The organism is Pseudomonas sp. W2Oct36, from assembly GCF_041060465.1.
Taxonomy (GTDB): domain Bacteria; phylum Pseudomonadota; class Gammaproteobacteria; order Pseudomonadales; family Pseudomonadaceae; genus Aquipseudomonas; species Aquipseudomonas graminis_B.
The window spans coordinates 44,307-66,530 of the sequence record NZ_JAUERW010000009.1 but is presented as its reverse complement, the minus strand read 5'-3'; the positions used below and the strand labels follow the sequence as shown (position 1 = coordinate 66,530).

Sequence of the window (22,224 nt, the reverse complement as noted above, 5' to 3'; positions counted from 1 at the left end):
ACGCTTCGTCAGGGATGGTTGAGCCAGGCCGCATGACCCTGGGCCCAGGCTGCGACGTTGCAGGATGCTGCTAGAGTCCAGTTGTCAGCGCTGTAGGAAACGTCGCTGTCAATGGACGTAAACGTGCTCTTTTCGCCCGGCGAGGGTGCTTGCCCCGGAGTTGGACGCCGCCGTTCAGGCCTGTAGTTGTCGGAGTTTGCCTGTCACATGAGTAATTTAAGTCTCCCACTGTTGTTGCGCGCACCTGTGCCGACGCAGTCGAGCCTGTCGTTCTGTGACGCGACGCCCAAAGACATGAAGCGCTGGATCGCCACCCTGCCCAAGGCCAATCTCGGCGAAATGGCGCGCCAGCTCTATCAGGGGCTGGGCGAGCTGAACCAGTTGCTCACCCCAAGCGACAACCGCATGCAGCTCCTCGAATTGCTTCGCCCGGAAGTCTTTTTCGTGTGCAAGCATCTGGAGCGTCACTTCCTGAACCAGTCGGTTGTTCTCGAAGAGCGTCCGCGCAAGGTTGCCAACCTGTGCCAGGCCCTGCAAAACCACTTGGCCATTGGTTACAAACAGATCATCGCGCGGGTCGCGGTCAAGCTCGGAAAAGACCGCATCGGCCTGCTGACCACCGCCCTTCAGCGTGCGCTCAGCTGCCTGAACGGCCCGCTTATCCGCGCCAACCAACTTTACTGCCCGGTGCAGGACGGCTTGTGGCTGGAGATGCATCAGATTTATCAGATCGCCCGCCAGCATCAATTGCAGAACGTGCCGGTTGCCGACAGCCTCGCCCACAACACTCAGGCGATGAGCGTTGAACAGACATACATCGTTGCGCTGCTGATGGGGTGTTCGCGCTGCAATCAGATGCGCCAGCACAACATCGGCAAACTCGCCGAAGCGCTGGATGCGTGGAGCGCGATGGTCACCCTGCAGCAGCCGCTGGACAGCAACAGCCTGTACGCGGTGTCTCCAGGTACGGACACAGCGCCACGCTATGCCGCGCTGTACGATGAAGATCAGCGGCCAAATTTGCTCGGCATCGACCCCCGTGGTTTGTCGGCTGCCCTGGAGCGCTACACCGAAACACCGGTTGAAGAACGTTCGAAGTCAGCCCTGAAAGTGCCGGCGGGTTTGTCCATCGACGTCCTGCAGCACCTGGCAGCCGCGTGGGGCGACGTGTCGGAACGTGCGTTTCAGCGCACCCCGGGGCAAGGCACCCTGACCGTCTGCGTGGGCATGAGCGCTCTGCATTATTATGTCGGCGGTCAGCAGTCCTTCAGCGACCTGCTGCAAATGTCGACGCTGTCCAGAGTCGTCGACTACACGCTGCAGCCTTTGAAGCCGGTCAAGCATGATCCGTGGGCGCAGACTGCAGACGCGCAACGCGATGGCACCTCGAACAGCATGCTGCCGTTCGAGGAAATCGAATACAAACGTGACGACGCTGAAACCAATGCGGCGTCCGACGGGCAAAAGAGCTTCCCCACATACGCGCTGCACATTGTCAATCACAGCCCGGGCGGCTACTGCCTGGCCTGGCCGAAAGAAGTGCCGGACCAGTTGCAGGCCGGCGAGATGATTGGCATCCAGGACCACGGTCACGGCTGGAGCATCGCAGTGGTGCGCTGGGTGCGGCAGGTCCGCGGCGGCGGCATGCAGATGGGCGTCGAACTGATCGCGCCCTTTGCCCAGGCATGCGGCATGCAGCTCACGCGCGCCGAACAGAGCAGTCAGTTTCTGCGCGCCCTGCTGCTGCCGGAAGTTCGTGCGATTGACGTACCCGCGACGGTCATCGCTCCGCGCCTGCCGTTCGAGGACGGTTCCAAGGTGCTGATCAATACCAGCGGCGAACAGCGACGCGCGAGCCTGAGCAATCGTCGGGCGACGACGGGCAGCTACAACCAGTTTGAATATCAGATTATTGAAGGACCGAAAAAGGCTGCGACGCCAGACGACGACGGCCCGGAGCAGGAATTCGACTCGCTGTGGACAGTGCTCTGAGCCATTGAGGCATCCGTTGCAGATGCCTCAACGTCCATGCGTGTTAAGCGCTGCGCCCTTCCCGGTCGCGGAACCCCAGCAAATACAGTACGCCATCCAGACCCAGCGTCGAGATGGCCTGCTTCGCCGACTGCTTGACCAGCGGTTTGGCGCGGAACGCCACACCCAGGCCGGCGATGGCTAGCATCGGCAGGTCGTTGGCGCCGTCGCCCACTGCAATGGTCTGCTCCAGACTCAACCCTTCCTTGCTGGCGAGTTCGCGCAGCAGATCGGCCTTGCGTTGGGCGTCGACGATTGGCTCGATCGCGTTACCCGTGCACTTGCCGTCCACCACTTCCAGCTCGTTGGCGAAGATGTAGTCAATGCCCAGTTTGGCCTGCAGCTGACGCGCAAAATACGTAAAGCCGCCCGACAGGATCGCCGTCTTGTAGCCCAGCCGCTTGAGTTCGGCAAACAGCGTTTCGGCGCCTTCCGTCAAACGCAGCGAAGCGCCGATCTCATCCAGCACCTTCACATCCAGACCTTGAAGCAGCGCAAGCCGCTCTTTGAAGCTGGCGCGGAAGTCCAGTTCGCCACGCATGGCGCGCTCGGTGATCTCCGACACGCGCTCGCCGACGCCGTGGGCTTTGGCCAATTCGTCGATGACCTCGGCTTCGATCAGCGTGGAGTCCATGTCGAACACCGCCAGACGACGGTTGCGGCGGAACAGTGAGTCCTGCTGGAACGCGATATCGACGTTCAGCTCTTGGGCAACATGGAGGAATTCAGCCTGCATCTGCTGAGGATCGACCGGCTCGCCGCGCACGGAAAACTCGATGCAGCCTTTACTCTTCTCGGTGGGCATGTCGAGCGGCATGCGCCCGGAAAGGCGATCGATGCGGTCGATGTTCAAGCCATATTTGGCAGTGATCGCACTCACCGTTTGCAACTGCTCGGCGGTGACCTTGCGCGTCAACAGCGTCACGATGTGCCGCGCCTTGCCCTGTCCGTCGACCCAGTGCTGATAGTCAGCTTCGGACACGTCAGTGAAACGCACGTGCTGCCCCAACTGGTCGACTGTCGCCTGCACGTTCTGGCGCACGGCCGCGCCTGCTTCTGTGTCGGGAATCTCGACCAGAAGGCCGAACGACAGCGCGTCGTGAATCACCGCCTGACCGATGTCGAGAATGTTCACGCCGCCTTGGGCCAGCACACCGGTGATGGCCGCAGTGAGGCCCGGACGGTCTTCACCGGTGATGTTTATCAGGACGATTTCGCGCAAGGCGCACCCCCGCAGTTGAAAAAAACCGCATTCTACGCACTTTCAGTGACCGCCGGGCACAGCCAGCGCTTTGCCGCCACAGGGTCGCTCGCTATACTGCGCCCCAACTTCACCAAGAGAGCCGTGCTCAGTGAACCGGCCCACGCCTGTAAAAACCGATAATTTCTTCGTGCTGATCTTCCGGGCATTGCGTCATCGACGTGTACCGATTGCTTTGCGTATCGCCAGCCACAACGTGATCCTCGTCGCGCTGGCTCTGGTGATCTACGCCTGCGTCATGGGTTTGCAATTCAAGCAAGCCATGCACGAGCAGGCTGACGCACTGGGGCAAGCCCTGACCACGCAGACCGCCACGTCCGCCACCGAACTGCTGGTGTCCAACGACATCCTCAGCCTCAATGTGCTGCTGGGCAACCTGGTGAAAAACCCGCTGGTGGCCCACGCGGCTATTTATAGCCCCGACAACCGCATTCTTGCCGAAGCCGGGCAGCGTCCGAAAAACGGCTTGCTGGGCGAGGCGGAAGGTCTCTACGAGATCAAGATCACCTTTCAGGACGTGGTCGCCGGCACGCTGCGCATCAGCCTGGACATGGCCCAGTTCCAACAGCCGCTGACCATCAGCTTGCAGAGCATGGCGATTCTGGCCGGTATCCTGCTGGCACTCGCGTTGGCCTTGAGCCTGCGCCTTGGGCGGCATATTTCCACGCCAATGCTGCAACTGCGCATGTGGCTGCGCTACATCGATCCGTACACGCCGGCCACTGATCGTCAGGACGAGATCGGCGATCTGGCGCGTCAGTTGAAGACTTCGTACGCGCCGCCAGAACCGGAACCGGCGCCCATTCCCGAGCCTGCACAGGTCGAAGACGAGGAAGACGCTTCGTCGGAGTTCGACAGCAGCGACCTGAGCGACCCTGACTTCGACGACACACCCAAACCCCGCGCCACAGTGATTCCGGCACGACGTATCGCTGCCGAGGAAGATGAAGAAGATGAGGAGGATCCGTTTGCGGACCTTCGTGATCACTCTCCCGCCACGCCAAAACCCGCCCCGCGCCCGATCCTTCCGGTCGTGCCTTCGCAACCGCAATACAGCGCCGTGCTGGCGGTACAGCTGGGTTCACAGGAGCAGTTGCGCCGTCTGCCGCGAACGCGCCTGACCGAGCTGCTCGAGCGCTACCGAGACTGCATCGATCAGGCCGCTTCGCTCTACGACAGCGAGCTGCACACCCTGAACGACGGCAGTTCGCTGATGGTTTTCAGCACCCAGGACAGCGGCGATGACTACCTGACCAATGCGATCTGCTGCGGCGAGTTGCTGCGTGCGTTGAGCCATGCGTTGCAGATCGAAGTCGCCGACAGCGGCATCACCCTGCAACTGCAGCTGGGCCTGACACTGGGCGAAGGCCTGCATGGCATGAACCAGATCGATCTGCTGCTGACCGAAACCGCGCAGGACGCCTTGGCGCTGTCGCAGCACAGCCGCAATCTGCTGCTGGTGGAGCGCAAGATCAGCGAAGACCCGACCATCCGCCAGCGTGCGCGTATTCGCCCGATTGCGAGCCCGGAAGGTGCCAGCTGTGTGGAGCGTCTGATGGAGCCGTATCCGTCGATGCTGGAGCGCCAACTGGCGCGCATGCACGAGGCACGCAAGGCCTAAGCGTCACCCACAAAAAAGCCCGCATCGCTGCGGGCTTTTTTGTGGCCGTCACTCTCAGAAGCGGAACACTTCCAGATCGGTGCGGATGGGTGATGCCATCGGGATCTTCGGCTTGTCCTGATCAGTGCGGGTTTTCGCCGGCGCCGAGGCCTTTTTGGGCACGTCCGCCACATAGGGCTGACTCGCGATGGGCTTGACCGCGACACTCAGCTTGTCCGCCAGGCGCTGCAGCAAAATCCCTTGAGCCTTGACCTGCGCAGCTGATGAGCCTGCATGGGGCTCTTCCAGGTGAACCAGCTTGCTGTCGCGCACATTGCCGCGGCGGTCGAGCAAGCGCCACTGGGCATCCAGTACCGCCGGCTGCTTCTCGCCGGAATCCAAACGAGTGATGGACAGCACCACCTGCACATCGGGCGTGAAATTGGCCGCGGCAGGCGCCATCACTACGCGTTGGCTGTCGAGCTTCCAGGCCAACTGGCGCAGAAGCAGTTGATCGATATCGGCAGACAGGCTGCCGGCCCAGCGACCTTCGGTGGAGGCCTTGAGGCTGCCATCCGGCTGACGCTGCAGTAATGTTTCACGTTGCAGATAGTCAGCAATCGCCACAGGGCCCAGCAAGACTGCGACCCCGTTGGTGTGTTTCGGTTGCCCAGGGTCGCCGCTGTCCAGCTGATAGAGCGACGTGGGCTGATGAACGCTGCAACCGGCCAAACCCAGAACGCCGGTCAACAACAGAACACAGGGAACACGTAGAAAATTCATCATCCCGTCCAAGTGAACGCCGTGTAACGCGTCCACGCTGTTGAATACTTTGAAAACATGAAGGCATTCCGCCATAGCGGCGCCGGAGGACGTCATATCATCCGTGAATATGCGCGTTGACTCCAGCGATTCTGCGTCGCTCTCGTGACGAAACGAAGAGCGACCGCCGAACCAACCGCCTTAGCCAGCGGTTTCTACCAATAGCGCATCGACGCGCTGGAATCCCCGCGGCAGCTTGTTGCCCCGTCGTCCGCGTTCGCCTTTGTAGTGCTCCAGATCGTCGGGCTTGAGCGACAGATTGCGCTTGCCCGCCTGCAGCACCAGCGTGGCGCCGTCCGGGACGACGGCCAGGTCGGTCACAAACTCTTCCCGACTGGCAACGCGCTCGCCCGGAATGCCAATGATCTTGTTGCCTTTGCCCTTGCCCAATTGCGGCAGATCGCTGATTTTGAACACCAGCAAGCGACCTTCGGTGGTCACGGCGGCGAGCCAGTTGTGCTCACGATCCGGCACCGGACGCGGCAGGATCACCTTGGCCCCGGCCGGCAAGCTCAACAGCGCCTTGCCTGCTTTGTTCTTGGCCTGCAGGTCTTCACCCTTGACCACGAAACCGTAGCCGGCATCGGACGCAACCACGTACAGCGCGTCATCCTCGGGTAACAGCACGCATTCGAATGTCGCACCGGGCGGCGGCGTCAGACGCCCGGTCAGCGGTTCGCCTTGCCCACGGGCCGATGGCAAGGTGTGCGACGGCACCGAATAACTGCGACCCGTGGAGTCGATAAACACCGCAAACTGGTTGGAACGACCCGGCGCCAGGGCCTTGAAGCCATCCCCGGCCTTATAAGAGAGCCCGGTGGCATCGATTTCATGACCTTTGGCGGAACGAACCCAGCCTTTTTCCGACAGCACGACCGTCACTTTCTCGTTCGGCAGCAGATCGTGTTCGGTCAGGGCTTTGGCTTCGGTGCGCTCGACGATAGGCGAACGACGGTCGTCGCCATAGGTTTCGGCATCCTTGATCAGCTCGGTGCGTACCAGTTTCTTCAGCTTGGCCTCGCTGCCCAACAGGGCTTTCAGCTTGGCTTGTTCCTTGAGCAATTCATCCTGCTCGGCACGCAACTTCATTTCTTCCAGTCGCGCCAACTGACGCAAACGGGTGTCGAGAATGTAATCGGCCTGGATTTCGCTCAGGGCGAAACGCGCGATCAGCGCGGCTTTCGGGTGCTCCTCGGTGCGGATGATGTGAATCACTTCATCCAGATTGAGGTAAGCGATCAACAAACCATCCAACAGGTGCAAGCGACGCTCAACCTTGTCGAGGCGGAATTGCAGGCGACGACGCACGGTCTGTACCCGGAACTCCAACCACTCGACCAGCAATGCGCGCAGGTTTTTCAGCTGCGGCTTGCCGTCCAGGCCAATGATGTTGATGTTGACCCTGTAGCTCGACTCCAGCTCGGTGGTCGCGAACAGGTGCTGCATCAGCGCATCGTGGTCGAAGTTCTTACGGGCGCCCGGGATGATCACGATCCGGCACGGGTTTTCGTGGTCGGATTCGTCACGCAGGTCAGCGATCTGCGGCGCTTTGGACGGTTTGGCCTGCATCATCGCCGCGATCTGCTCCAGCACCTTGGCACCGGACACCTGATGCGGCAGCGCGGTAACGATGATGTCGCCGTCTTCGATGTGGTAAACGGCGCGCATACGCACCGAGCCCTTGCCGGTTTCGTACATTTTCAGCAGGTCGGCGCGGGGCGTGATGATTTCCGCTTCGGTCGGGTAGTCCGGGCCCTGAATGTGCTCACAGAGCTGTTCGACCGTGGCTTTCGGCTCATCGAGCAACCGCACGCAGGCTGTCGCGACCTCCCGCAGGTTGTGCGGCGGTACGTCGGTGGCCATGCCGACAGCGATGCCGGTGGTGCCGTTGAGCAGAATGTTCGGCAAACGCGCCGGCAACACCAGCGGCTCGTCGAGGGTGCCGTCGAAATTCGGTCCCCAATCCGCCGTGCCCTGGCCCAATTCACTGAGCAGCACTTCGGAGTAACGGGACAGACGCGCTTCGGTGTAGCGCATGGCGGCGAACGACTTGGGATCGTCCGGCGCACCCCAGTTACCCTGGCCGTCGACGAGTGTGTAGCGATAGCTGAAGGGTTGCGCCATCAGCACCATGGCTTCGTAGCAGGCCGAGTCGCCGTGGGGGTGAAACTTGCCGAGCACGTCACCGACGGTACGCGCCGATTTTTTGTGCTTGGCGTCAGCGTCCAGGCCCAGCTCGCTCATCGCGTAGACGATGCGTCGCTGCACAGGCTTCAGGCCGTCGCCGATGTGCGGCAGCGCCCGGTCCATGATCACGTACATGGAATAGTTGAGATAGGCCTGTTCGGTGAAGTCAGCCAGCGATCGGCGTTCTACGCCATCCAGGCTGAGGTCAAGGGAGTCGCTCATGCGGGCCTCATCATTTTGTCGTCTGGCGCAGCAGCAATGTGCCGCCGCGCTGTGTGAATTCGAGTTGTTTCACGGCGCTCATGCCCAGCAGCACCTGTTCACCGTCCAGACCGGGCACCACCAGGGCGCGCACGTTGTTCAGGACGATGTCGCCAATCTGTAACCGTTGCAGCGTGGTCCGGAACGCGTCGGTGCGTCCGTTGGCCGTACTCACCTGTACGCGCTCGCCCCGCTCGAGGCGCAGCGCCTGCGCGACGTTCTCCGGCACGGCGACGTTGGTTGCGCCGGTGTCGAGCATGAACTGCACGGGACGGGTATTGATCTGCCCGGTCATGACGAAATGGCCGTCACGATTGCCCACCAGCTTCACCTCGACATAGCCGTCTCCATGCTCGGAGGCGACGATGGTATTCGGATTTTCCTGACGCTGCTCCCACTCGCCAAAAAACCGCGTCGCCAGAAACAGCGCCGCCGCCCAGGCGATGATCAGCATCAGCCGCCCGGCGCGTTTGCCGGGGGGTGACGGGGTCAAGGCTTGCCGCTCCAGCCACCCTCGGGCGCGGCAAAGCGCCAGACGACGGGACGTTTTTCGCCATCGGCGCGGACACCGAAGTTGTTGTCGGTGCCGACCCAAGCGCCTTTTTCGTCGACGATCAGCGCTTCGGTCAGGCCGTATTTCTGGTCATACAGCCGGTTTGGCTGGAGCGCCTCTTTGGCGAACGACCAGCACGTTTCCAACTGACCTGTCGTCAAGGTCCGACGGCAGATTCGGTAAGCCGCGCGCTCCAGGGTGAACAGCTTGCCCTTGTACAGCGAGACGTCGGAAAAGTCCTTGGAGACGGCCTTGCCACCCAGCTCGGGCGGCAAAATATCGTTGCCGGACTCGACTCGCAGAATGCAGCTGGCGTCACAGGCCCAGCCGTCCTTGCCGAGCTTTGCGGTCAACAGGCCGCGCTTGTCACGCTCGGCGGCGAGCCATAGTTGATCGCCTGCCGGATTGACCGCGATCCCTTCGAAGATGGCGTTGAAATGCTGCAGCATCCCGGCCGACTGCGCTTCTTCGACGACCTTCCTGGGCAGCTCCAGCCAGACCGGCGCACCGTCAACCGGCACTTTCAGCACGGCGGCGTAGGCTTCACTGACGAGGTAACGGTTGCCCGCTGCGTCGCAACTCACGCCTTCAAAATCCAGGCCGCCGCCACGGATCAGCGCCGAAGCCTTGGCCATGCCACGCAGGGTCGCAGACAGCCCGCTGTCCGGAATCGGTGGGATTTCCAGCGTCTGGGCCTTGGCTTTCCAGACCGTTGCCGAGGTGTCAAGGCTGTAAAGCAGGGTGTCGTCGCGGTCCGAAACGGTCCACAGCACGCCGTTGCAGGACGCGAGCCCGGACAGGTTGCCGCCGATCATGTCGTCCACCGGATGCTCTGACAGCAGCTTGAGCTCGGGCAATGGCGCGGCGAAAACGGGCGTGGCGATCAATAACAGCGCTGCAAACCAGCCCCGCATCAGACCAGCACCTCGGCCAGATTGCCTTTGGATTCGAGCCAGCTCTTGCGGTCGCCTGCGCGTTTCTTGGCCAGCAGCATGTCCATCATTTCCGACGTCGCCTCAAAGTCATCCAGGGTCAGCTGCACCAGTCGGCGGGTATTCGGGTCCATGGTGGTTTCGCGCAGCTGCGGCGGGTTCATTTCACCCAGGCCTTTGAATCGGGTGACCTGCGGCTTGCCGCGTTTCTTCTCAGCCACGAGCCGGTCGAGAATGCCGTCGCGCTCGGCTTCGTCCAGGGCGTAATAAATGTCTTTACCCAAGTCGATACGGTACAGCGGCGGCATGGCGACGTAGACGTGACCTGCATCCACCAGCGGGCGGAAATGCTGGACGAACAAGGCGCACAGCAGCGTGGCGATGTGCAGGCCGTCGGAGTCGGCGTCGGCGAGGATGCAGATTTTGCCGTAGCGCAGCTGGCTCATGTCCGCAGCGCCCGGATCAACCCCGATCGCCACGGCAATGTTGTGCACTTCCTGGCTGGCGAGCACTTCGCCGCCGTCGACTTCCCAAGTGTTCAGGATCTTCCCGCGCAACGGCAGGATGGCCTGAAATTCCTTGTCCCGGGCCTGTTTGGCGGAGCCGCCGGCGGAGTCACCCTCGACCAGAAACAGCTCGGAGCGCATCGGATCCTGCCCCGCGCAATCGGCCAGTTTGCCCGGCAGTGCAGGGCCTGAGGTGATGCGTTTGCGCTCGACCTTCTTGCTCGCTTTGAGACGACGACCGGCATTGTTGATCGCCAGTTCGGCCAGCTGCATTCCCATTTCCGGGTGCGCATTGAGCCACAGGCTGAAAGCATCCTTGACCACACCGGCAACAAACGCCGCCGCCTCACGGGACGACAGCCGCTCTTTGGTCTGGCCGGAGAATTGCGGCTCTTGCATCTTCATCGACAGCACGAAAGCGATGCGCTCCCAGACGTCTTCGGGTGCCAGCTTCACGCCGCGGGGCAGCAGATTACGGAACTCGCAGAAGTCACGCATCGCGTCCAGCAGGCCCTGCCGCAGGCCGTTGACGTGGGTGCCGCCCTGGGCCGTCGGAATCAGGTTGACGTAACTCTCCTGAACGCTGTCGCCGCCCTCGGGCAACCACAGCAGCGCCCAGTCGACAGCCTCTTTATTGCCTGCGAATACGCCGCAGAACGGCTCGTCGGGCAGGCGCAGAAAGTCGGACACCGAATCCTGCAGATACGAGCGCAGCCCATCCTCGTAATGCCACTCGACCTTCTCGCCAGTGCCTTTGTCCTCGAAGCTAACCAGCAGGCCCGGACACAGAACGGCCTTGGCCTTGAGCACGTGCTTGAGGCGGCTGACAGAAAATTTCGGGGTGTCGAAGTATTTGGGGTCCGGCGCGAAATACACGCTGGTGCCGGTATTTCGCTTGCCAACGGTGCCAATCACCGCCAGTTCGCTGGCTTTGTAGCCATCGGCAAAGGTCATTTCGTATTCGTTGCCATCGCGCTTGACCCGTACCCGTACCTCGGTCGAAAGCGCGTTGACCACGGAAATCCCGACGCCGTGCAGGCCGCCGGAGAACTGGTAGTTCTTGTTGGAGAACTTGCCGCCGGCGTGGAGCTTGGTGAGGATCAGCTCGACGCCCGACACGCCTTCTTCGGGGTGGATGTCCACGGGCATGCCGCGACCATCGTCGGAGACTTCCAGCGAATTGTCGGCGTGCAGAATGACCTGCACGGACCGGGCGTGGCCTGCCAGCGCTTCGTCGACGCTGTTGTCGATGACTTCCTGCGCCAGGTGGTTGGGGCGTGAGGTGTCGGTGTACATGCCCGGCCGTTTGCGGACCGGGTCGAGGCCCGAGAGGACTTCGATGGCGTCTGCGTTATAAGAGCTAGCGCTGGGATTGGCCATGGGGTCTCGTCATCAAGTCGTTCATGAAATTTCGGAGTGCTACTGTTTTACAAGAATGTTTTTACAAGACTGTTCTACACGTGTGTCGCAGCGACGGCTCAGGTCAGAGCCCGCTCAGATCGACGCCCTGCAGCAGCGCTGGAGCGAACCCGGCGAAGCTCAACAGCGCTGGCATCTTTGCGGCGAAAGCCTGAAACCCGTGGTCGCCACCCGCTTCGATGCGCAATGCACAAGCCCGATAGAAACTTTGGGCGCGTCGGTAATCCAGCGTCTCGTCGCCCGTTTGCAGCCACACCTGAATACGCTGCGGGTCCTGCGGAGCAGGCACTTCCAGCTCGGCCAGCGCCTTCACGTGGTCGTGCGTCAGCTCCCAGCTCTCGCCGGTATAAAGGTTTTGTTGGGTGCCGAGAAAACCATCGAAGAGCTGATGCGGATTGACCGCCGGGTTGATCAGCACAGCCTTGAGGCCGTGGCGCTCAGCCAAGTGAGTCGCATAGTAGCCGCCGAGCGAGCTGCCGACCAGCAGCGGCCGACCGAGCTCCTCGATTGCGGCCTCCAACTGCATCAGCGCCTGACGCGGATGATGATGCAGTTCGGGCACGCGCACGTAATCGCTCAAACCCAGACGCGCCATCAGCGTCGTCAGCTGTGTGGCTTTCTGCGACCTGGCCGAGCTGTTCAGGCCGTGAATATAAAGAAGCGTCGATTGATCCTGGTTCACGCAGTTGCCTCCCAAACGGCAATCGATACATCCCGGACGGGCTGGCCTGTCGCCGCCCGTCAAGGCAAAGCCACGCAGTTTACAGGGTCAACTGCGCGATGACTCACCTGTTGACGAATCGCGGCAAATTGAGGAAATGTCTTTCAGTAGCCCGCGCCGTTGATGTCGACGTCGAACAGGTCGGGCTCGATACGCGAAACACCGGTTTCGATCCGCCCGTCATCGTGCAGGCGCAACCAGCGATAGCCGGGCGCAAGGTCATCAAGACCGAAATCCACGCTGTTCGGCGCGAATTGAATGCAGGTCGATGGCGAAGCCATTAGCCGCACGCCGTCACGAAGCTGATCGAATTCCTGATGCACGTGCCCCCACAACACCGCACGCACCTGAGGAAATCGATCCAGGACCGAAAAAAGCGCCTCGGGATTGCGCAAACCGATGGGTTCCATCCATGCCGCCCCGATGGGCAGCGGATGATGATGCAGACACACCAGATGATGCCGCTCCGGCGCCTCGCTCAAGGCCTGGGCGAGCAACTGAAGCTGGCCGTCTTGCAGATAACCGGGGACGGACCCGGAAACAGCAGAATCCAGCATCGTGACCCGCCAACTGCCGACGTCGACGACCGGTTCGAGAAAGTCGCTGTTCTGCGCGGCAATCGCCATCTCCCTCAGCTCGTCGTGATTCCCCGGAATCCAGCGCGCGGGCGCATTCAGGCGCTCACTTGCCTCGCGGAATGCCTGATACGACTCAACCGTGCCGTCCTGAGACAAGTCCCCCGTCGCCAGCACCAGATCGATCGCCGGCTGCTCGATGAGGACACGCTCGACCACCGCATCGAGACTGGCGCGCGTGGGCATGCCCAGCAGCGTGCCGGCCGCTTCGGCGAACAGATGGCTGTCGGTCAATTGGACGACCAGCACGGATGAGGAATGAGAGGATGGGCTCGACAATGGCCATCTCCTTAAGCGGATGTGGCCGGATTATGGTGTGAGATCGGTGCGGCGGCAAACCTGGAAAGAGGGCCTGGTTCTCATCTGCGTGCAGAAGGTCCAGCCGATAAGTCGCGCCGTCTCAGCGTACCGCCTCAAACTCATGCCCGCACGCCAGGCAATGGCTCAGCCATTCACCCAGAAACACGTTGAGCTGAGCCTTTTCGTCAGGCTGGTGCATGTCGGCATTGGGATAGGGATAGATACCCTGGAAACGACGCGCGTGCTCGGCGCCGATGACTTCGGCCATGCGCGCGTCGTGGTAGACCTGCACTTCGAGGACGGGCACCGGCAACCACGGCAGGCTGTGTTCCTGACGGACTTGGAGCGTGGTGGTGTACGGGCAATCGAGGATGACCTCGACCGCCAGCACGCCCAGCATTTGATCGCCCTGGGTCACGGCGACCCGGCGTGAGCGCTGTTGATTGCGCATATCGGGCAGCAAACGCATCAAGCGCGCGTAGTTCGCCTCGCAGGCGGCTTGCAGCCCGGCGAGGTCAACACGATAGCGCTCGCGCAGAAGATTCACGACCATAGCCCCCTTACTTCGGCGCGGTTAAGCGCCAGCCATTGCATTGCAATAATAGTTGCGGCGTTGACGATGCGCCCGTCCCTGACGGCTTGCATCGCGTCGTCGAATGACCAGACCGAAACCCGGATGTCTTCGGCCTCTTCTACCAGCCCGTGCAGTCCACCTGCCCCCTCGCTGTCGCATTTGCCCAGGTACAGATGCACGAACTCGTTGCTGCCGCCCGGCGATGGAAAGTATTTGGTGATCGGCCAAAGGGCGTTGAACGTCAGCCCAGCTTCCTCTTGTGCCTCGCGGTGAGCAACCTCTTCGGGCTCCTCTTTTTTATCGATCAGGCCAGCGACCATTTCGATCAGCCAGGGGTTCTCATGCTTGCCAATGACGCCGACGCGGAACTGCTCGATGAGCACGACTTCATCGCGTTTGGCGTCGTAGGGCAGCACGCACACTGCATCGTGGCGAACGAACAACTCACGTTTGATTTCCGGGCCCATGCCGCCCGCGAACAATTCGTGGCGCAACTGAAGACGGTCGAGCTGGTAAAACCCTTTGAAGCAGGTCTCACGGTGTGTAATTTCGTGCTTTGTCGGTGTCGATCTGTTGCTATCCGTCATACATTTCTCACTGCTTGAGCACTGTGTCCGGGCCCATCCTAACGCGCTGTGGTGCGGGATGCAGCCCTTTGAATTCGCAAAACCGGTCACCGGGGTAGACGACTGCCGGGGAAAGCACTCTAATCCGCCCGATGGCGAACTGATTGCGCCACCCACAGTCGAAGGACCTTGCCGTTACCTACCACGTGACGCCCCCTTATGCCGATGCCAAGGATCAACATGTCTTTTCTGAAGATCATTTCACTGGCCTGCGTGGCCCTGATTTTGGGCGCCTGCCAAAGCCTGTTTCAACCCAATCTGCGCAGTCCGCTGACCGTTCAGCGCGACGCCTCCGAGCTGATGAAGCCCGGCTGCACCACCGATGATTGCCCGCTGGTGAACATCGACACCGTGCATTTCCCCGATGAGCCGAAACTTGACGAGATCGTCCAGCGCACGCTGCTGCAACTGACCCGCAGCGACAGCGATGGTCCGGTGCCGCCGACGCTGAAGGCGTATCAGGAGCAATACCTGAGCCGCGCGCCGGCGCGCAACAGCAGCTACCTGCAAGCCAAGGTACGTGAGCAGCATGACGGAATCGTGGTCGTGGAGCTGTCCAGCTACGTCGATTCCGGCAGCGGCCAGGGTAATCCGGGCCGCGCGTTCATCAACTATTCCCGCCAGCAACACCGCGTGCTGACGCTCGCCGACATGCTGGTGCCGGGTCAGGAAGCTGCCTTCTGGGACAAGGCCCGCCTCGCTCATCAGGCCTGGCTGATCAGCAGCAAGCTGGACAAGGACACCGAGTTCCAGAACATGTGGGCATTCAAGCAAACTTCCAACATTGCTCTGACGTACGGTGCGGTGATCCTCAAGTACCCGGTGAAAACCATCGCCCCCTACGCCATGGGCCACATCGAGCTGAAGATTCCGTATCCGCAGTTGAACGGCATCGTTAAGCCTGAGCTGTTTCCTGGCCGGAGCTGATCGCTTTACTAAGTACCAGCTGCAGCATGCCGGCGACAACGAGCGCGGGCAGCGTTGCGCCGATGTCCGGATACAGGTTCGCCAGCAGATGGTAGGTGCAGATCCCGCCGATCCACGCCAGTAGCGTCATCCAGCGCAAGCCCGCTGTCGCAACGTCGTGACGGCGGCGGCGCAGGATGAAGTGATCCACCAGTACCACGCCGAACAGTGGCGCGAACACCGAAGCGATCATCAGCAGGAAGTTCTGGTATTGGGCGAGAGGCGCAAAGCAGGCGATCAGTGTGCAGATGATGCCGATCGCCAGCGACAGGTGTTCGACTTTGGCCTTGAGCAGAAGGCCGCTCGACACGGCTGCACTGTGAATGTCGGCGAATGCGTTTTCCGATTCGTCCAGCAGGATAAGCAGCAACGGAATGCCCATCCCCGCGCCCGCCAGCGCCAGCAGCAGCGCGTTGGCTTCACCACTTGGCGCGAAGGCCAGGGTGTACGCCACGCCAAGGGACATCAGCCAGAAATTGCCGATGAAGAAGCCCAGCGCTGTGCCACCGAACACACCGGTGGCGCGCTTGCCGAACCGTGAGTAGTCCGCAATCAGCGGCAGCCACGACAGCGGCATGGCGATGGCAATGTCGAAGCCGACGGCAAATGGCATCGAACCGTCGCCCGCGCGTGACCACAGCGCCGTCAAATCAGCCTTGCTGAACAAGTTGAAGGTCAGCCAGGCGCACGCCGCCAAGAGCAGCCAGATGCCCCATTTGCGCAGGATCTGCCGGACGAAGGCCAACGGACCGCTCACGGCGAGCAAGGTCGCGAGGGCGCCGAACACCAAGGTCCAGAGCATCGGACTCGCCCAAAGGCTCCCTTCGGAGAAAGCGCCCGCGCCCAGCAGGCTGGCGGCGTCGCGCATGACGATGATTTCAAACGAGCCCCAGCCCACCAGTTGCAGCAGATTGAGAATCGCCGGAACGCCTGCTCCCTTGCTGCCCAGGCTGAGCTTGAGCGCCGCCATCGACGACAGCCCGGTGTCACTGCCAACGACGCCAACAGCAGCGAGCAGCAAGACGCCGACCAGCGTGCCGAGGAGAATCGCCAGCATCGAGCCGGACATGCCCAGCCCCGGCGCCAGCAATGCGCCGGTTTGCAGGACCATGAGGCCGATGCCGAGGGAAAACCACAGAGAGAATAGATCGCGCCCGCCAAAAACCCGCTTGGCGGCGGGTACGGGGGCGTCGGGGGAATAGGTGCCGGGTGTGTTCACGTTTGTTGTCCCGAAGAAACTAATAGTTGATCGTTCCCACGCTCTGCGTGGGCACGCCTACCGGGACGCTCTGCGTCCTGAATGACGCAGAGCGTCAGAGGCGGCATTACCACGCGGAGCGTGGGAACGATCACGCGGCGCTGACTAAGCGCATGCAGATCAAACCTTTTTATAAAGCTGACTGCCTTCCTGCCTGAACCGCGCCGCCTGCTCGCGCATGCCTTCGTCCACCGACACGTCCACCGCGCTGATCTTCTGGTTAGCGGCGTACTCACGCACTTCCTGAGTGATTTTCATCGAGCAGAATTTCGGCCCGCACATGGAGCAGAAATGCGCGACCTTCGCCGAGTCTTTCGGCAGCGTCTCGTCGTGATACGCACGGGCGGTATCCGGGTCCAGCCCGAGGTTGAACTGGTCTTCCCAGCGGAATTCAAACCGCGCCTTGCTCAGCGCGTTGTCGCGAATCTGCGCACCGGGATGCCCCTTCGCAAGATCCGCGGCATGGGCGGCGATCTTGTAGGTAATGATCCCGGTCTTCACGTCGTCCTTGTTCGGCAACCCCAAGTGTTCCTTGGGCGTGACGTAACAGAGCATCGCGCAGCCGAACCAGCCGATCATGGCCGCGCCGATGCCCGACGTGATGTGGTCGTAACCCGGTGCAATGTCGGTGGTCAGTGGGCCGAGGGTGTAGAACGGCGCCTCGTCGCAGCACTCGAGCTGCTTGTCCATGTTCTCCTTGATCAACTGCATCGGCACGTGGCCAGGGCCTTCGATCATGCATTGCACGTCGTGTTTCCAGGCGATCTTGGTCAGTTCGCCGAGTGTCTCCAGCTCTCCGAACTGCGCCTCGTCGTTAGCATCGGCAATGGAGCCCGGGCGCAAGCCGTCGCCCAGGGAGAAGCTGACGTCGTAGGCCTTCATGATTTCGCAGATGTCGTCGAAGTGGGTGTAAAGGAAGTTTTCCTTGTGATGGGCCAGGCACCATTTGGCCATGATCGAACCACCACGGCTGACGATCCCGGTCACGCGCTTGGCGGTCAGCGGCACGTAGCGCAGCAGTACACCGGCGTGAATAGTGAAATAGTCCACGCCCTGCTCCGCCTGCTCGATCAGCGTGTCACGGAACAGCTCCCAGGTCAGGTCTTCGGCGGCGCCACCGACTTTTTCCAGCGCCTGATAAATCGGCACGGTGCCGATGGGCACGGGCGAATTGCGAATGATCCACTCGCGGGTTTCATGAATATGCTTGCCGGTGGACAGGTCCATGACCGTGTCCGACCCCCAGCGAATCCCCCAAGTCAGTTTCGCCACTTCCTCTTCGATGGACGAGCCCAGCGCGCTGTTGCCGATGTTGCCGTTGATCTTCACCAGAAAGTTGCGCCCGATGATCATCGGTTCCAGCTCAACGTGGTTGATGTTGGCCGGAATGATCGCGCGACCGCGGGCGATTTCCTCGCGCACGAACTCGGGGGTGATCTCTTTCGGAATGCTCGCACCGAAGCTCTGGCCTGGGTGCTGCTGGGTGAGCAGGCCGGCGGCGCGGGCTTCCTGCAGCTTCATGTTTTCGCGGATGGCGACGTATTCCATCTCGGCGGTGATGATGCCCTGACGCGCGTAGTGCATCTGGCTGACGTTAGCCCCCGACTTTGCCCGACGCGGATTGCGCACGTGGGCGAAACGCAGCCTGGTCAGCTCAGCATCGGCCAGACGCTGCTGGCCGAAGTTGGAGGTCAGTCCTGGGAGGCGCTCGGTGTCGGCGCGTGACTCGATCCATGCCGAACGCACGTCGGCCAGGCCTTTGCGCACGTCGATGATGACGTTGGGGTCGGTATAAGGGCCGGAGGTGTCGTACACACAGACCGGCGCATTGATCTCGCCGCCGCTGTCTGTTCCGGAGAAGCCGGTGGGCGTAACGTCCAGGCTGATCTCGCGCATGGGCACACGGATGTCCGGACGCGAGCCCTGAACATAGATTTTCTGCGAGCGGGTAAACGGTTGAACCGACCCCGAATCGACTTGGGCGGATTCACTCAGATTGGCGTTTTTTAGTGTTGTAGTCATCACGGGCTCTCCAGACATCATCCAGCAGCGGAATGAATTGTCGGAGCTTGAGCCTGATGAACACGGACGGATGCACCCTGAGACGACATGGATGCTGAGAATCGAAGAGGCGCGGACTGTTCAGAAATTGAACAAAGACGACCCCGGACGACGCTCAAGAGGACTCGCCGGGAGACGAGAAATCTTGTTCCCTACGCAGGCGCTAACCTGATCAGGTTCAACGGGATCCGGATTATCCGATCTCAGCCTCATATCAAGGCACCCCGACAAGAACGGCGTCAGTCTAGTCGCGGCGCAGGCCAAACGCCAAGCGCGGAATTCAAACGCGCGTTAAATGGCTGATTTGCCCGATTGTTGTCCCTACCCTCTGGAACTACACTCGCTACGCGGCGCCAAAGCCATCTGGATCGGACGCAACGTCAATGTCTTCATACCGCTTGAATTACTAGGGAATGTCTATGCTGCGCAAATTTTCACTGGCCATTGCCGTGTCGTGTGCTTCGAGTGCGATGGCCGGGGCAGCAGACGTGCCGCTGCCAACCAGGACCGGGTTGGTCAGCGTGTATCAGGAAGCGGTGAACAACAACGCTGATCTCGCGGCGGCTCGCGCCAGCTATGACGCGCAGAAGGAAATCGTGCCTCAGGCTCGCGCCGGTCTGCTGCCGAACATCTCCGGTGGCGCTGACATCAATGACACGCGCACATCGATTGACCAACCCTCCGCCGTCATCAGCCGCAGCGGAACGGTCTATCGCGCGACCCTGAGTCAGCCGATCTTCCGTGCCGACCGCTGGTTCCAGCTCAAGGCTGCGAAGGACGTCAACGAGCAGGCCATCCTGCAGCTCTCGGCCACCGAGCAAAACCTGATTCTGCAAAGCGCCGAAGACTACTTTGCGGTGCTCCGCGCGCAGGACAATCTCGCCTCGACGAAGGCAGAGGAAGCGGCGCTCAAGCGCCAGCTCGATCAGGCCAATGAACGCTTCGACGTCGGCCTGTCGGACAAGACCGACGTGCTTCAGGCCCAAGCCAGCTACGACACCGCACGCGCTGCGCGGATCGTCGCCAAACGCCAGGTCGATGACGCGTTTCAGGCGCTGATCACCCTGACCAACCGCGATTACAACTCCATCGAAGGCATCGTGCACACCCTGCCTGTGCTCGCACCTACGCCCAACGACGCGAAAGCCTGGGTCGACACCGCAACGCAGCAGAACCTGAATTTGCTGGCCAGCAACTACGCCGTCAGCGCCGCGGAAGAAACCCTGCGTCAGCGCAAGGCAGGCCACGCGCCTACCGTCGATGCGGTAGCGCAGTACGAGAAAGGCGACAACGATCCACTGGGTTTCACCAACCCCAACTACACCGGCCAGAGTTTCCACGGCAGCGTCGAGCAACGCACCATTGGCCTGCAGGTGAACATCCCGATCTACAGTGGCGGGCTGACCAGTTCTCAAGTCCGCGAGGCCTATGCCCGCCTCGGCCAGAGCGAACAACAGCGCGAAGGTCTGCGCCGCCAGGTGGTGGAAAACACCCGAAACCTGCACCGCGCGGTGAACACCGATGTCGAGCAGGTCCAGGCGCGCAAACAGTCGATCATCTCCAACCAGAGCGCGCTGGAGGCCACGGAAATCGGCTATCAGGTGGGTACGCGCAACATCGTCGACGTGCTGGATGCACAGCGCCAGTTGTATGCATCGGTGCGCGATTACAACAACACCCGCTACGACTACATCCTCGACAACCTGCGTCTGAAGCAGGCAGCCGGCACGCTGAGCCCGGGGGATCTGCAGGATCTGTCGCGCTTCCTGAAGGCCGATTACAACCCTGACAAAGACTTCCTGCCGCCTGATCTGGCGAAAGAAGCGGCGAAGAACTTCGAACGGCCGACAGAGCGGTGAGCGGCTTCACTGAAAGGATGTAATGCATTGAAACGGGAATCACTGCGCTTGATTCGTAGTCAGTGACCTGTGCCCTGAAACCGCGCAGTAGCGTGGTGAATGACGTACTTGTGGGAGTGAGCTTGCTCACGAAGACGATATTCCAGCCGCTGAATATTTAGCGGATGTACCTGCCTCTTCCCGAGCAAGCTCGGTCCCACGGTTTAGTGTCCGGCAGACATATCTGCGGAGTTGGCAAGTTTTACCAGTCGTATTGGTGGCGTCCTGACACTCCGATGTCGTGCGGTAGCTAGCGCACCTGTGGGAGTGACCGGGGTGGCGCTCCACGTTGCTCACGAAGGCAGCATTTCAGCCGCAATCAGTGCAACAACCGCCCAATCCCATCCAGCAACCTCTGCAACGCACCTTGATTGGCCTTCATCACGGCCAATCCGGCATCGGCCATTGCCTTTGCTTTCTGAGGATGGTCGATCAAATCACGTACCGTTGCGGCCAATGCAGGTGCGTCAGTAACTTCCTCCAACGCGCCGGCGTTACGCAGCATCGCGGCGATTTCGAGGAAGTTGAACAGGTGCGGGCCGCTTAGAATGGGTTTATCCAGCGCCGCAGGCTCTAGCAGGTTATGGCCGCCGTTGGGCACGAGGCTGCCGCCGACGAAGGCGATGTCCGCCACGGCATACAGAAACAGCAACTCGCCCATGGTGTCGCCCACCAGAACCGACGTTTCCGGCGTCACCGCCTCGGCCGTAGACCGACGAACGCTGGCGAACCCCTGCTGCTGGCTCAGCTCAAACACGCTGTTGAACCGCTCGGGGTGACGGGGCACAAGGATCAACAGCGCATCGGCATGGGTTTCCATCAACGTGCGATGGGCCGCCAACACCACCTCGTCTTCGCCCGCATGGGTACTGGCGGCAATCCAGACCGGACGCTGCAGGGTCTGCCATTGCTCACGCTGCTGAACGGCCCGCTCGAGCAATTGCGGATCGATGGTCAGGTCAAACTTGATCGAGCCTGTCACCGTGACGCATTCGGGCCGAGCGCCCAGGTCACGAAAACGCTGGGCCTCGGTTTCGGTCTGTACGGCAAACAGGCTCATCTCGGCGAGCATCGGCCGAGTCAGCCCGGCGAAGCGTCCGTAGCCACGGGCGGAACGCTCTGACAGCCGCGCATTCGCCAGCACCGTCGGAATGCCGCGCTTCGCACACTGATGAATGTGATTGGGCCACAGCTCGGTTTCCATGATCACGCCGATCTTCGGCTGGATGTGATCGAGAAAGCGCCCGGCGGCCCACGGAAAGTCATAGGGTAGATAGCAATGCTGGACGCGCGGCTCGTGGGCGAACAGCGACTGAATGCGCTCCGAGCCGGTCGGCGTCATGCAGGTGATGGTGATGGGCAATTGCGGATAGCGAGCCAGCAACGTGCGAATCATCGGCGCAGCGGCAATGCTCTCGCCCACCGACACCGCATGCACCCATATCCCGCCACGCTGCATGGCAGGCAGCCCCAAAGCGAAGCGCTCACCGACCCGTTGCGCGTAGGCCGGAGCTTTGCGCGAGCGCAGCCACAGGCGCAGGGCGATCAATGGGAGGCCGAGGTGAAACAGGATGCTGTAGAGGGTTCTATTCATGGGCGCGGAGTTTATCAGC

Annotated in this window: 17 protein-coding genes and 1 riboswitch; of the genes, 4 read left to right on the top strand and 13 right to left on the bottom strand. The window is 61.4% G+C overall.

Features of this window, described 5'->3' with window-relative positions; genetic code table 11:
* Nucleotides 1–207 precede the first annotated feature (207 nt).
* On the top strand, nucleotides 208–1,992 hold the full coding sequence (locus tag QWI18_RS14050; protein ID WP_369319092.1) for a molecular chaperone: 1,785 nt from the start codon (nucleotides 208–210) through the stop codon (nucleotides 1,990–1,992).
* A 43-nt stretch (nucleotides 1,993–2,035) separates the two neighbouring features.
* Here QWI18_RS14050 and serB read toward each other — a convergent pair whose 3' ends face one another.
* The gene (gene serB / locus QWI18_RS14045; RefSeq protein WP_065987818.1) at nucleotides 2,036–3,253 is read right to left on the bottom strand and encodes a phosphoserine phosphatase SerB; all 1,218 of its coding nucleotides are present in this window, start codon (nucleotides 3,251–3,253) and stop codon (nucleotides 2,036–2,038) included.
* Between the two features lie 130 nt (nucleotides 3,254–3,383).
* Here serB and QWI18_RS14040 point away from each other — a divergent pair, with 130 nt between their 5' ends.
* Nucleotides 3,384–4,913 (top strand): histidine kinase, encoded by a 1,530-nt coding sequence (locus QWI18_RS14040; protein WP_369319091.1) that lies wholly within the window; start codon nucleotides 3,384–3,386, stop codon nucleotides 4,911–4,913.
* 54 nt (nucleotides 4,914–4,967) lie between these two features.
* Here QWI18_RS14040 and QWI18_RS14035 read toward each other — a convergent pair whose 3' ends face one another.
* The 9 genes from QWI18_RS14035 to QWI18_RS13995 all read right to left on the bottom strand — a co-directional run bounded on the left by QWI18_RS14035 (nucleotide 4,968) and on the right by QWI18_RS13995 (nucleotide 14,389).
* Entirely contained in the window at nucleotides 4,968–5,675 is a 708-nt protein-coding gene (locus tag QWI18_RS14035; RefSeq protein WP_369319090.1) for a membrane integrity-associated transporter subunit PqiC, read from the bottom strand.
* 180 nt (nucleotides 5,676–5,855) lie between these two features.
* Nucleotides 5,856–8,123: a DNA topoisomerase IV subunit A gene (gene parC / locus QWI18_RS14030; protein WP_296310611.1), complete on the bottom strand. Its 2,268-nt coding sequence runs from the start codon at nucleotides 8,121–8,123 to the stop codon at nucleotides 5,856–5,858.
* Nucleotides 8,124–8,133: 10 nt separating this feature from the next.
* Entirely contained in the window at nucleotides 8,134–8,616 is a 483-nt protein-coding gene (locus QWI18_RS14025; RefSeq protein ID WP_296310613.1) for a TIGR02281 family clan AA aspartic protease, read from the bottom strand.
* A gap of 35 nt (nucleotides 8,617–8,651) precedes the next feature.
* Nucleotides 8,652–9,629 (bottom strand): esterase-like activity of phytase family protein, encoded by a 978-nt coding sequence (locus tag QWI18_RS14020; protein WP_296310615.1) that lies wholly within the window; start codon nucleotides 9,627–9,629, stop codon nucleotides 8,652–8,654.
* Nucleotides 9,629–11,533 (bottom strand): DNA topoisomerase IV subunit B, encoded by a 1,905-nt coding sequence (parE, locus tag QWI18_RS14015; protein WP_065987823.1) that lies wholly within the window; start codon nucleotides 11,531–11,533, stop codon nucleotides 9,629–9,631. Before parE ends, QWI18_RS14020 begins: the two co-directional genes overlap by 1 nt.
* Nucleotides 11,534–11,636: 103 nt before the next feature.
* A complete protein-coding gene (locus tag QWI18_RS14010; protein ID WP_369319089.1) occupies nucleotides 11,637–12,254 on the bottom strand; it encodes a YqiA/YcfP family alpha/beta fold hydrolase in 618 nt (205 codons plus the stop codon).
* A 143-nt stretch (nucleotides 12,255–12,397) separates the two neighbouring features.
* The gene (gene cpdA, locus QWI18_RS14005; protein ID WP_296310620.1) at nucleotides 12,398–13,207 is read right to left on the bottom strand and encodes a 3',5'-cyclic-AMP phosphodiesterase; all 810 of its coding nucleotides are present in this window, start codon (nucleotides 13,205–13,207) and stop codon (nucleotides 12,398–12,400) included.
* A 121-nt stretch (nucleotides 13,208–13,328) separates the two neighbouring features.
* The gene (locus QWI18_RS14000) at nucleotides 13,329–13,781 is read right to left on the bottom strand and encodes a DUF1249 domain-containing protein (RefSeq protein ID WP_065987826.1); all 453 of its coding nucleotides are present in this window, start codon (nucleotides 13,779–13,781) and stop codon (nucleotides 13,329–13,331) included.
* Nucleotides 13,772–14,389: an NUDIX domain-containing protein gene (locus tag QWI18_RS13995; protein ID WP_065987827.1), complete on the bottom strand. Its 618-nt coding sequence runs from the start codon at nucleotides 14,387–14,389 to the stop codon at nucleotides 13,772–13,774. Before QWI18_RS13995 ends, QWI18_RS14000 begins: the two co-directional genes overlap by 10 nt.
* A 219-nt stretch (nucleotides 14,390–14,608) precedes the next feature.
* Between QWI18_RS13995 and QWI18_RS13990 the strand changes: the two genes are divergently transcribed.
* The gene (locus tag QWI18_RS13990; RefSeq protein ID WP_369319088.1) at nucleotides 14,609–15,355 is read left to right on the top strand and encodes an RsiV family protein; all 747 of its coding nucleotides are present in this window, start codon (nucleotides 14,609–14,611) and stop codon (nucleotides 15,353–15,355) included.
* Here the strand turns inward: QWI18_RS13990 and cytX are convergent.
* Entirely contained in the window at nucleotides 15,324–16,613 is a 1,290-nt protein-coding gene (gene cytX / locus QWI18_RS13985) for a putative hydroxymethylpyrimidine transporter CytX (protein ID WP_296313818.1), read from the bottom strand. The two genes, QWI18_RS13990 and cytX, sit on opposite strands and share 32 nt — an antisense overlap.
* Nucleotides 16,614–16,772: 159 nt before the next feature.
* On the bottom strand, nucleotides 16,773–18,674 hold the full coding sequence (gene thiC, locus QWI18_RS13980) for a phosphomethylpyrimidine synthase ThiC (protein ID WP_369319087.1): 1,902 nt from the start codon (nucleotides 18,672–18,674) through the stop codon (nucleotides 16,773–16,775).
* A 171-nt stretch (nucleotides 18,675–18,845) separates the two neighbouring features.
* Nucleotides 18,846–18,950: riboswitch (TPP riboswitch) on the bottom strand.
* Nucleotides 18,951–19,132: 182 nt separating this feature from the next.
* Between thiC and QWI18_RS13975 the strand changes: the two genes are divergently transcribed.
* Nucleotides 19,133–20,572 (top strand): TolC family outer membrane protein, encoded by a 1,440-nt coding sequence (locus QWI18_RS13975; RefSeq protein ID WP_065987833.1) that lies wholly within the window; start codon nucleotides 19,133–19,135, stop codon nucleotides 20,570–20,572.
* A gap of 358 nt (nucleotides 20,573–20,930) precedes the next feature.
* On the opposite strand, the gene waaA is transcribed toward QWI18_RS13975, so the two are convergent.
* Nucleotides 20,931–22,205 carry a lipid IV(A) 3-deoxy-D-manno-octulosonic acid transferase gene (gene waaA / locus QWI18_RS13970; protein WP_369319086.1) on the bottom strand — a complete coding sequence of 425 codons (1,275 nt, stop codon included), beginning with the start codon at nucleotides 22,203–22,205 and terminating at the stop codon, nucleotides 20,931–20,933.
* Nucleotides 22,206–22,224 lie beyond the last annotated feature (19 nt).

What these genes read in the sequence shown, in the direction of transcription:
- QWI18_RS14050 (WP_369319092.1), top strand. Translation starts at nt 208, where the DNA reads ATGAGTAATTTAAGTCTCCCACTGTTGTTGCGCGCACCTGTGCCGACG.
- QWI18_RS14035 (WP_369319090.1), bottom strand. Translation starts at nt 5,675, where the DNA reads ATGAATTTTCTACGTGTTCCCTGTGTTCTGTTGTTGACCGGCGTTCTG.
- parC (WP_296310611.1), bottom strand. Translation starts at nt 8,123, where the DNA reads ATGAGCGACTCCCTTGACCTCAGCCTGGATGGCGTAGAACGCCGATCG.
- QWI18_RS14025 (WP_296310613.1), bottom strand. Translation starts at nt 8,616, where the DNA reads ATGCTGATCATCGCCTGGGCGGCGGCGCTGTTTCTGGCGACGCGGTTT.
- QWI18_RS14020 (WP_296310615.1), bottom strand. Translation starts at nt 9,629, where the DNA reads ATGCGGGGCTGGTTTGCAGCGCTGTTATTGATCGCCACGCCCGTTTTC.
- parE (WP_065987823.1), bottom strand. Translation starts at nt 11,533, where the DNA reads ATGGCCAATCCCAGCGCTAGCTCTTATAACGCAGACGCCATCGAAGTC.
- QWI18_RS14000 (WP_065987826.1), bottom strand. Translation starts at nt 13,781, where the DNA reads ATGGTCGTGAATCTTCTGCGCGAGCGCTATCGTGTTGACCTCGCCGGG.
- QWI18_RS13995 (WP_065987827.1), bottom strand. Translation starts at nt 14,389, where the DNA reads ATGACGGATAGCAACAGATCGACACCGACAAAGCACGAAATTACACAC.
- QWI18_RS13990 (WP_369319088.1), top strand. Translation starts at nt 14,609, where the DNA reads ATGTCTTTTCTGAAGATCATTTCACTGGCCTGCGTGGCCCTGATTTTG.
- thiC (WP_369319087.1), bottom strand. Translation starts at nt 18,674, where the DNA reads ATGACTACAACACTAAAAAACGCCAATCTGAGTGAATCCGCCCAAGTC.
- QWI18_RS13975 (WP_065987833.1), top strand. Translation starts at nt 19,133, where the DNA reads ATGCTGCGCAAATTTTCACTGGCCATTGCCGTGTCGTGTGCTTCGAGT.
- waaA (WP_369319086.1), bottom strand. Translation starts at nt 22,205, where the DNA reads ATGAATAGAACCCTCTACAGCATCCTGTTTCACCTCGGCCTCCCATTG.